This window comes from Halorubrum ezzemoulense DSM 17463 (assembly GCF_002114285.1).
Classification (GTDB): domain Archaea; phylum Halobacteriota; class Halobacteria; order Halobacteriales; family Haloferacaceae; genus Halorubrum; species Halorubrum ezzemoulense.
Genome location: NZ_NEDJ01000094.1, coordinates 1 through 9,364, shown reverse-complemented (window position 1 = coordinate 9,364; position 9,364 = coordinate 1). Strand labels below are relative to the sequence as shown.

5 protein-coding genes and 1 pseudogene are annotated in these 9,364 nt (G+C 57.5%); 4 read left to right on the top strand and 2 right to left on the bottom strand.

The window, feature by feature from the left end:
- Positions 1-212: 212 nt before the first annotated feature.
- A complete protein-coding gene (gene ddh, locus B9H04_RS16435; protein WP_049933064.1) occupies positions 213-1,151 on the bottom strand; it encodes a D-2-hydroxyacid dehydrogenase in 939 nt (312 codons plus the stop codon).
- A gap of 219 nt (positions 1,152-1,370) precedes the next feature.
- Between ddh and B9H04_RS16430 the strand changes: the two genes are divergently transcribed.
- Positions 1,371-3,530: a dipeptide ABC transporter ATP-binding protein gene (locus B9H04_RS16430; protein ID WP_049933063.1), complete on the top strand. Its 2,160-nt coding sequence runs from the start codon at positions 1,371-1,373 to the stop codon at positions 3,528-3,530.
- 59 nt (positions 3,531-3,589) lie between these two features.
- Here the strand turns inward: B9H04_RS16430 and B9H04_RS16425 are convergent, their stop codons facing one another.
- Entirely contained in the window at positions 3,590-4,351 is a 762-nt protein-coding gene (locus B9H04_RS16425) for a class I SAM-dependent methyltransferase (protein ID WP_049933062.1), read from the bottom strand.
- Between the two features lie 312 nt (positions 4,352-4,663).
- Here B9H04_RS16425 and B9H04_RS16420 point away from each other — a divergent pair, with 312 nt between their 5' ends.
- The 3 genes and pseudogenes from B9H04_RS16420 to B9H04_RS16410 form a co-directional block, all read left to right on the top strand.
- Positions 4,664-6,820 (top strand): acetate--CoA ligase family protein, encoded by a 2,157-nt coding sequence (locus tag B9H04_RS16420; protein ID WP_049933060.1) that lies wholly within the window; start codon positions 4,664-4,666, stop codon positions 6,818-6,820.
- A 96-nt stretch (positions 6,821-6,916) separates the two neighbouring features.
- The gene (locus tag B9H04_RS16415) at positions 6,917-8,155 is read left to right on the top strand and encodes an MFS transporter (protein WP_049933059.1); all 1,239 of its coding nucleotides are present in this window, start codon (positions 6,917-6,919) and stop codon (positions 8,153-8,155) included.
- A gap of 235 nt (positions 8,156-8,390) precedes the next feature.
- A pseudogene (locus B9H04_RS16410) lies at positions 8,391-9,364 on the top strand (isocitrate/isopropylmalate dehydrogenase family protein); the annotation flags it as partial.

Sequence of the window (9,364 nt, the reverse complement as noted above, 5' to 3'; positions counted from 1 at the left end):
AGACAGCGACCGCACCGCAGACACGTTCCGACCGCCTACCGGCTGTGAAAACAACAGATCCCTAGACGGCGTAATCATTTTGTCGCTAGACGTGGTTTGCCCGGGTAGCAGCGTTTCCATAGGTGAATCCATTGTTTTCGAAGTCCGCGCGTGAAAATCAGTCACCACTAGTGGTTGATGACCATAGATTCAACAGAGCAAAATTAATGTGATCACACGACGCGGTTCCGAAGAGGCTCTCCAGACTGATACTGATGAAACATCTCCTTGACCAACTCAGCGAGATCGCGATGATACTGGTTTGTGGTCGATCCTTGGTGAGGGGAGATGATTACCTCCTCAAAATCCCACAGTGGGGAAGACTCTGGAAGCGGTTCGGTCCGGAAAACATCGAGTCCAGCACCGGCAATGATGTTGTCTTCGAGAGCTGTAATTAGCGCGTTTTCGTCCACAACAGACCCACGGGCGACGTTAATAAGATAGGCGTCGGAGCGCATACACTGGAATTCCGTAGTAGAGATTAGGTCTTCCGTCTCCGGAGTATCGGGAACCGCGAGAATAACGAATCGGGTATCCTCGATCGCCTTCTGAAGGTTATCCGGAGAATAGACGGTCGAAACTCCCGGAACTGACTCGTTCGATCGGCGGACCCCGACGACATCCATCCCAAGAGCACTCGCACGAGTCGCGACGCCTCGTCCGATCGTTCCGAGTCCGACGACGCACGCCGACTCTCCCTCAACGGTGAACGGTCGATCGTAAGCCGGTTCATACCATTGGTTGTCGGATTGTTTGTCTCGATAGACATGGTGCCGTCGTGCAAAAATTATCATATATCCGATAACTAATTCACCAACAGTCGTGCCGTGAATACCTGTACTATTCGTCAGCGGCGTGCCAGCGTCCTCGTATGCTTGGGTGTCAAACTCGTCATAGCCAGCCCGGATACAGTGGACCCAACCTGCATCGAGGAATCCGTCGCGTGGCCGATACGATGCGACCACGTCAGTTTCGTCGAAACTGGCGTCGTCGCCGACGATCTCTACGGGAACGCGAAGGTCGTGGAGTGCGTCGGCAAACGACTCGATCGGAACTTTCTCGTCGATACTCTCGTGGACACAGAGTCGCTCAAGTGGCTCAGTATCGGACACAGCAGGTACATATCTATATGAGATAATCAACCTTGGTAGAATCAACACAATGAACATTATCCACTTTTTCGGGAACGTAACCCGAGGGTTCTTAACATAGTACTGGATAAATCATGATAGAATGGGGCAAACAACCTGTAGAGACATTCTTCCAACGGGCATCGATCTCCGCGACCAGAGTGAGACCGGTCGTTGGGTATTGCGCGGTTGGACGAACGGATGACGCTCCTCGAGGTCGAGAACCTTGTGGTGCGGTACGAGACGAGTGATGGCCCGCTCCACAGCGTGAATGACGTCTCGTTCAGCATCGATGATGGCGTCAACTACGCGCTTTCTGGCGAGTCAGCGTCAGGAAAGTCGACGGCTGTGAAAGCAATCCTTGGGCTCTTACCTGATCACGGAGTCGTTGAGTCGGGCAATGTCAGGTTTGATGGGCGGGACCTGCTGTCGTTAACGCCCTCCGAACGTCAGGACCTGCTCTGGGAAGAGATCGCCTTCATCCCGCAGACGGCTATCGACGCGCTTGATCCCGTGATGTCTGTCGGGGCACAGATCAGGCAGGCAATTCAGACACACCGAGATGTCTCCGAGCGCACCGCCAACCGCCGCACCCGCGAGCTGTTCGAGACGGTCGGGCTCAACCCAGACCGGATCGACGACTACCCACACCAGTTCTCAGGTGGGATGCGCCAGCGCGTCGTCATCGCAATGGCGCTCGCACTTGACCCGAAACTGATCATCGCCGATGAGCCGACTACAGGGCTTGATGTCATCGTCCAAGACAAGATCATCGACAATATACTCCAAATCCAAGAGGAGACCGACAGCTCGCTGTTGCTCATCACGCATGATCTCAGTGTGATCGCTGAGACATGCGACGAGATGTCAGTATTGTACGGTGGGAAAGTGATGGAGCAGGGCCGCACCGACAACGTCCTGCTTAATCCGACACATCCGTACACGATGGGGCTAAAAAACGCGTACCCGTCGCTTGATGACAATAGAGAGAACCTCGTATCGGTGCCGGGGGAGCCTCCGACTCTCGACGCAAAGCCGACCGGGTGTGTCTTCGAACCGCGTTGTCCGTTCGCGACCGAGGAGTGTGCGACGTCCGAGCCGGAGGTAGAAACACTCCCGTATCGGAACCACGCCGTTGCGTGCCACCACGCTGATCAAGCGGCTCGGATGCGCCGAGATGCTGAGGACACCACGACGTGGGGTGGTTCTACGGAGGGATCCCGGTCCAACTCGGGTGAAGTCCTTCTTGATGTCGACGACCTGTGTAAGTGGTATGAACATTCGGAGTCATTATTTGGGGGACTTCCAGTCGGTGGAATCTCACCGACTGTGACGGGGATTTCGAACAGCCTCCGCAAGTGGTACGAAAAGCGCGGAGAGATCTTCACCAAGGTGTTGAAAAACGACGGGTCGCATGTCCATGCAGTAGACGGCGTCTCGTTTTCGGTGTCCCGTGGCGAGATCTACGGCATCGTCGGCGAGTCCGGCTGCGGAAAATCGACTCTCGGCCAGACGCTCGCACTCTTAGAGGATCCAACCAGTGGAGGGTTCACGTTTGACGGGCGTTCGCATGAGTTCTTCCAAGAAGATGACCTACAGGCGTTCCGGAAGGATCTACAGATCATTTTCCAGAACCCGTACGACTCTCTGAATCCGCGGATGACTGTCGGGCAATTAGTCAAGGAACCGCTAACGATCCACAATTACCGGCTTGAGGAGCGCGACGAAACTGTCCAAGAGGTACTGGAAAAAGTCGGAATGGCGCCCGCAGACCAGTACTTGGATATGTACCCGAATGAGCTCTCCGGTGGCCAACGCCAGCGGGTCTCCATCGCTCGGGCCCTCGTCATTGATCCCGATTTCCTCATCTGTGACGAACCTGCTTCAATGCTAGACGTGTCTCTCCAAGCAGAGGTGTTGAATCTGCTACGAGGACTGGCTAATACTGAAGAGATTGGAGTCCTGTACATTTCACACGACCTTGCAAGCCTCACCCAGGTTGCCGACCGTCTGGCGATTATGTACCGTGGGCGGTTTGTTGAACGTGGCAGTACCGAGCAGATCATCTCAGACACGAAACATCCCTACACCGAGGCCCTCCTCGCAGCAGTCCCAGAGACAGACCCGCGTGGCAGTCGTGATCGCGTGACGCTTGAAGGAAAGCCTGCCAACCCCATCGATATGACGGAAGGCTGTCGGTTCACATCGCGTTGTCCAAAAGGGACCGATCGCTGTCATAGTGAGGATCCGGAACTCGACGTATGGACTGATGGTGATCACGGTGCTGCGTGTTTTCATCCGGCTGAATCGTCAGATTCAGACAATTGTTCTCGGATCGACAGCCTGGTTGAAAATGAGTGAACATCCTAACCAAGAGGTGCGGTGCCGTGGGGACCCTCCGATATCAGCGTGGGGGGATGTTAAAGAGTTGCTTGGACCAACAATTTGAGATTCGCGAATGACACCACGTCGCCGTCAGATTCTACGATTTCGAAGGTTTCAGTCGCATCGGATGGGCGGTCGTCGAACGCCGCTCGCAGTCGCTCCTGCCGCTCAACTGACGTGTCGACGTTTTCAACCCACTCGTCGAAATTGAGAGTCTTCGTGACTACGCGTGAATCATCGATCGTAAATCCTACGTTCGTGAGCCAAGAAAACCAGTCACTGGCGCGGTGTGAGCGGACATGCGTCGGGTCGCGGATCGTCTCTATCTTGTTGAGGAACTCGTCGAGCGTGTCGGAGTCTGGCGCAACGTTGTCCTCGAAGGCGAAGGTTCCGCCAGGTTCGAGGACCCGAGCTACCTCCCCTAAGAACGCCTCCGGGTCAGGGAAATGATGGGCCGCAATACGACACGTCACGGCGTCGAAGGATCCGGAAGCGAACGGGAGTTGCTCAGCGTCGCAGACGACACCAGCTACGTCCGGAAACTCTCGTTTCGTCGTCGTGATCATCTCCGGCGCGATGTCAGTCGCCACGACACTGTCCGTGTCTGCCTCAAGTAGCGCGCCTGCGGTGTGGCCAGCGCCCGTAGCCACATCTAGTGCCCGGTCAGCTGTTCCGACCCACTCGACGAGCTGATCAAGATCATTACCCGTACGGTGGACGCGACTCTCGAGGTATGCCTCGGCCTGTTCGCCGAACGACATCGCCGCAGACTGTTTGCGATCTTGTTTCTCGTCCATGTCTTCTTATTCGAGAGATTGGGCAAAGGTGTTCGGCCGGTTCAGCGTTCAGGCACTTTCGCTCAATGAATAGCAAATAGGTTCTCAATACATACGGGGTAAGGGGCTACCGTTGCAACGCATCTTCCTCAAGGGTTTCTCACCAAACCATCTGATATTGGTTGATCCCATCACTCAATGTTAGATTATCAATATTTCGGCGAGCCTGTAACTCGCTGATGACAATATACCCACCCCCATATAAATAATGAAGCTCATTGCCTCGGTTCGGGGGTATGGTATTATCCGATGCCGGGGTACGCTCCAACGTCTATGGATGATCAACTCGACAATAACGAACTCCCCTGCGAATCAGTATCTGGCCCTGATTTGGATCCATTGTTCGACCCAGGATCAGTTGCAGTTGTCGGGGCAAGTCCCGACTCGTTCTACTCGGGTAACCTTGCGGAGAACCTTCTAGAGTACGGCTTCGACGGAACACTCTATCCCGTCAACCCAGGACGTGACAAGGTTTGGGGGCGGCAGTGTTACGATGACATATCAGATGTCCCCGAAGCGGTGGATCTGGTTGTCGTTAGTGTCCCCCGAGAGTACGTCGTTGATGTCGTCAAATCCGCGGGCGAGCGTGATATCCCCGTTGCACTGGTTCTGACGGCGGGATTCTCCGAGGCCGACGAGACTGGCACCGAATTAGAATCGGAGTTGGCCGCGACCGCCGAAGAGGCCGGCATTCGCGTCGTTGGACCGAACTGTATCGGTGTGATGGCTAGCGAGGGTGCCACACTCACCTCGACCTGCTCGCGGAACCCTCGACCTGGCGGTATCGGTCTAGTCAGTCAGTCAGGTGCACTTGCATTCACGACTTTCTTCGAACGAGCGGCCGATAACGACATCCACTTCAGCCACATCGTCTCTACCGGAAACGAAGTCGACCTGACAACCGCAGATTACGTTGCCTATCTTGCCGATCAAGACGAGGTCGATGTTATCTGCACCTATATCGAGGGGGTGGAAGAGCCCGAACGGTTCTTACGAGTCGCAGAAGCGGCCGTCCGGAGCGGCACGCCGGTCCTCGCGGTGAAGATCGGATCCTCGGAGCTGTCCGAGGCGGCGACGCTCTCCCACACCGGATCGCTCACTGGTGACGACGACGCTTGGGAAGCTGCCTTCGATCAGACGGGCATCGAACGTGTCCCGGACATCCCAGACTTGCTCTCGCGGGCGAGCGCGCACACCACTTACGGCGAGCCCGACGGTGACAGTATCTGCGTCGCTTCGACCAGCGGCGGTCTGGCGAGCTTGCTGGCTGATCTAGCCGCCGAGCGAGATCTTTCCCTCCCTGACATCGAAGGTGAGACTGAGCGGACGCTACTTGACATCGAGGAGTTGCTGACATATGGCGGGTTCAACAATCCAGCTGATATCCGAGGATATGGTGCCCACGCTCTCCCAGAGATAGCAAGTTCAGTCCTTGACGACGATTCCTTTGATGCCTACGTGTTCGCAATCGGACTCCCAGGAGTCGACAAGCGCGCGGAGACCATCGCCGCGGATCTGGAACGGATCGCCGCTGAGGCCGACGACCCGGTTTACGTACTCTGGACTGGGCGAAAAGAACCCGAAGACCCCACTGAAACCCCGCCCTACGCCCGCCTGCGGAAATCAATTCCTGTCTACGAGGACCCGAGCCGATGCATGGATGCCGTAGCGTCGACGATCGATTTTGTCGCCACGCGCGACCGTCTGGCAGACCAGTCTCCGCGCGAGACACTCGTCGCTGACACGGACGGACCCATTGCAGACCTCCCAGACGGACGGGTGCTCACCTGGGCGGAGTCGGAATCGCTGCTCGACGCTTACGGCATTCCTGTCGTCGAGACGCATTTGGCGACTAATGCGGACGAGGCGGCTGCCGCGGCCGGTAAGGTCGGATTCCCAGCCGTATTGAAGGTCGATTCGCCTGCACTTCCCCATCGGACGGACGCTGGTGCGGTGCGGCTCAACATCGATTCGTCAGACGCAGCGCGAAGAGCTTACGAAGAGGTGATGGACGCCGCATTGACTGCCGTCGACGTGGACGAGATAGAGGGCGTGCTGGTCCAGCCAATGGTCGACGATGGTGTTGAAGCGATCGCTGGAGTCACCCCAGATGATGTATTCGGTTCGCTTGTTTCAGTCGGTCCCGGCGGAGTTCTCGTTGAGGCATTTGACGATGCAGCCACGCTCGTGCCCCCGTTCTCATGTGCCGACGCACGGGCCGCCGTCGAGGATACTACTCTCGCGGCGCTCCTCCGAAACCGCCGCGAAGGTCCTGCCCCTGGGATCGGGTCATTTGTCGATTTTCTCGTGCACGTCGGCGACTTGGCAGCGGAAACCGACGCTGTATCCGAATTGGATCTCAATCCCGTCGTCGTCACGGCCGAGGGCCCCGTCGCCGTAGATGCGCTCGTTCGAACTCACACAGGATAGATATATGAAGATTACAGCAGGCTATCGACGGCCAAGCGCGCTTGACGATCCGCGACGAGCAGGAACGATCAGTTTCAACCAAGGACTGCACACACGATGACGAGCGAGGACCTTACTGCCAGGTGGCCGGTTTCGCTTCCGGATCTCCGCCGCTACGACGCGCTGGCACTGACGGCACTGGTATGGTTCCTGGGGAAATTCATACGCTACGCATTCCCACCGCTGTTCGGCAGGTTCGAGGTGATCTACGGTGTCTCGAGAACGGCTCTCGGAGCTGCGTTCTCCGGTCTCATGCTGGTGTACGCCGCGATGCAGTTACCCTCGGGTCTTGTCGCTGATCGGTACGGGTCGGTGGCCGTCATTATCGCCGGCGGGGTGGTGACGGGCTCCGGCGCGCTCCTGCTGGTAGTCGACGGTCCGTTCCCGCTGCTGGTGGTTGCGATGCTACTGGTTGGAGCAGGCTCTGGGACGTATAAGACCGTAGCGATAGAGCTCCTCTCGCGTATCTATCCGTCGGAGACCGGGCGGTCGCTGGGCGTGTTCGACACGGTCGGCAGCCTCGCCGGGGTTGCGGCGCCCGCAGCGATCGTCGCGGCGACGGCGCTTCCCGGCGTGTTCGGTGCTCCGTGGCGAACGCTGTTTCTCGTGGGAGGACTAGCCGTGGTGGGCGTCGCCGCCGCGTTCGCCGTCCGTGTGCCACGTCACCTGCCCGACCGTTCGACTGCGTCCGGTGGGCGCGATAGCACTCCGCCGTTCCACGAGTACCTCGATCTATTCCGTCAACCACGGTTCTCAGCGTTCGTTGCCGTGACGATTCTGTTCTCGTTCACGTACAACGCTCTCGTTGCTTTTCTCCCACTGTATCTCACCGCCACTGCGGAACTCACTTCCACGACCGCAAACTTGCTTTTCAGCGTCCTCTTCGCTGTCAGTCTGGTTCAACTAGCCACCGGAGAAGCGAGCGACCGAATCGGCGTTCTCCCCATCCTAATGGTCACGCTCGTGGCAGCGACGGTCGGCCTCGTTGGCCTCGTCGCACTCTCAGGGCGAGTGGGGGCGATCGCTCTTGGCACCTCGATAGTTCTTCTCGGTCTTGGGGCCCACGGATATCGACCGGTACGTGGTGCTTACCTGATGGAAGTGCTTCCCCAAGATGTCGCAAAAGGAACGCTCGGTGTCGTCCGAACACTGCTGGTCGGTGCGGGCGCCATCGGCCCCGCCGTGGTCGGCTACCTCTCTGAGGTTACAAACTTTCAGGTGGCCTTCACCGTCCTCACAGCCGCATTCGGCGCTGCAACCGGTGTGACTATGATCCTATGGGTGACTGACCGATGACGACGTGGTTGTTCAGAGCCCTCGGCAGTCAACTGCCGACTCTGTTTGGAACGTACCGTCGAACGCATCGAAATCGTTCAATGATTAATCGCCGAGGCATCTACGCTCGTTCGGAAGACATCCATCGGTTCCGACGATTATCGTGGAGACATCGGCGAAAAGGTCAATATGAATCCCCCAAGAGTACAGTGTCGAGTAACCATCTCCCCCGCGACGAAACCGAATCTTCGATCCAATGACAGCAGATACAACGCCCACGACGTACGACATTGAACTGATCCCCGGTGACGGTATCGGCACCGAAGTGGTCGACGCCGCTATGCCACTCATCCGGACAGTTGCCGACGAGTATGGTTTCAAATTCGAGACCAACCGCCTCGACTGGGGTACTGAGTACTACCTCGACCACGGTGAAATGATGCCAGACGACGGGCTTGACCGCCTTACTGACGCCGACTCGATTTTCTTAGGAGCCGTCGGTCATCCAGACGTCCCCGACCACGTGACGCTACACGGCCTCCTATTACCTATCCGCAAGGGATTCGATTAGTACGTTTGCAAGCGTCCAAACGTCCTGTTCGAAGGAATCGAAAGCCCTCTCCGCGGCTACGAGAGCGGGGACATCGACTTCGTGGTCTACCGTGAGAACACGGAGGGGGAGTATGCTGACTTGGGCGGTCGGGAACACCGTGGGCTGGCTCATGAGACTGCGATCCAGTCGGCGCTATTCACTCGCCGCGGGACCGAGCGAATCGTCCGGGCGGCGTTCGAGGCTGCGTCCAGCCGTGAGAACCACCTGACTAATATAACCAAGTCCAACGCACAGGCCCACAGCATGGTGTTCTGGGATGACATCGTAGCGGAGGTCAGCGAAGAGTATCCCGCAGTGACCCTCGAGCGCCTACTGGTTGACGCCGCGTCGATGGATCTGATCCGTCGACCACACGAGTTCGATATACTCGTCGCTTCGAACCTCTTCGGCGACATCCTGACCGACATCGGCGCCCAAATTACTGGGAGCATGGGGCTCGCGCCGTCGGGGAATATTCATCCCGGAGACGAGTATCCCTCGATGTTTGAGCCCGTCCACGGAAGCGCACCAGACATCGTTGGAAAGGGCGTCGCAAACCCGCTAGCGACCGTGTTATCATGGTCGATGCTATTCGAAGACCTAGGTGAGACGGACGCTGCCGACGCCCTCTGGGACGC

Coding starts and splice junctions, on each gene's coding strand:
- B9H04_RS16430 (WP_049933063.1), top strand. CDS start 1,371: ATGACGCTCCTCGAGGTCGAGAACCTTGTGGTGCGGTACGAGACGAGT.
- B9H04_RS16425 (WP_049933062.1), bottom strand. CDS start 4,351: ATGGACGAGAAACAAGATCGCAAACAGTCTGCGGCGATGTCGTTCGGC.
- B9H04_RS16420 (WP_049933060.1), top strand. CDS start 4,664: ATGGATGATCAACTCGACAATAACGAACTCCCCTGCGAATCAGTATCT.
- B9H04_RS16415 (WP_049933059.1), top strand. CDS start 6,917: ATGACGAGCGAGGACCTTACTGCCAGGTGGCCGGTTTCGCTTCCGGAT.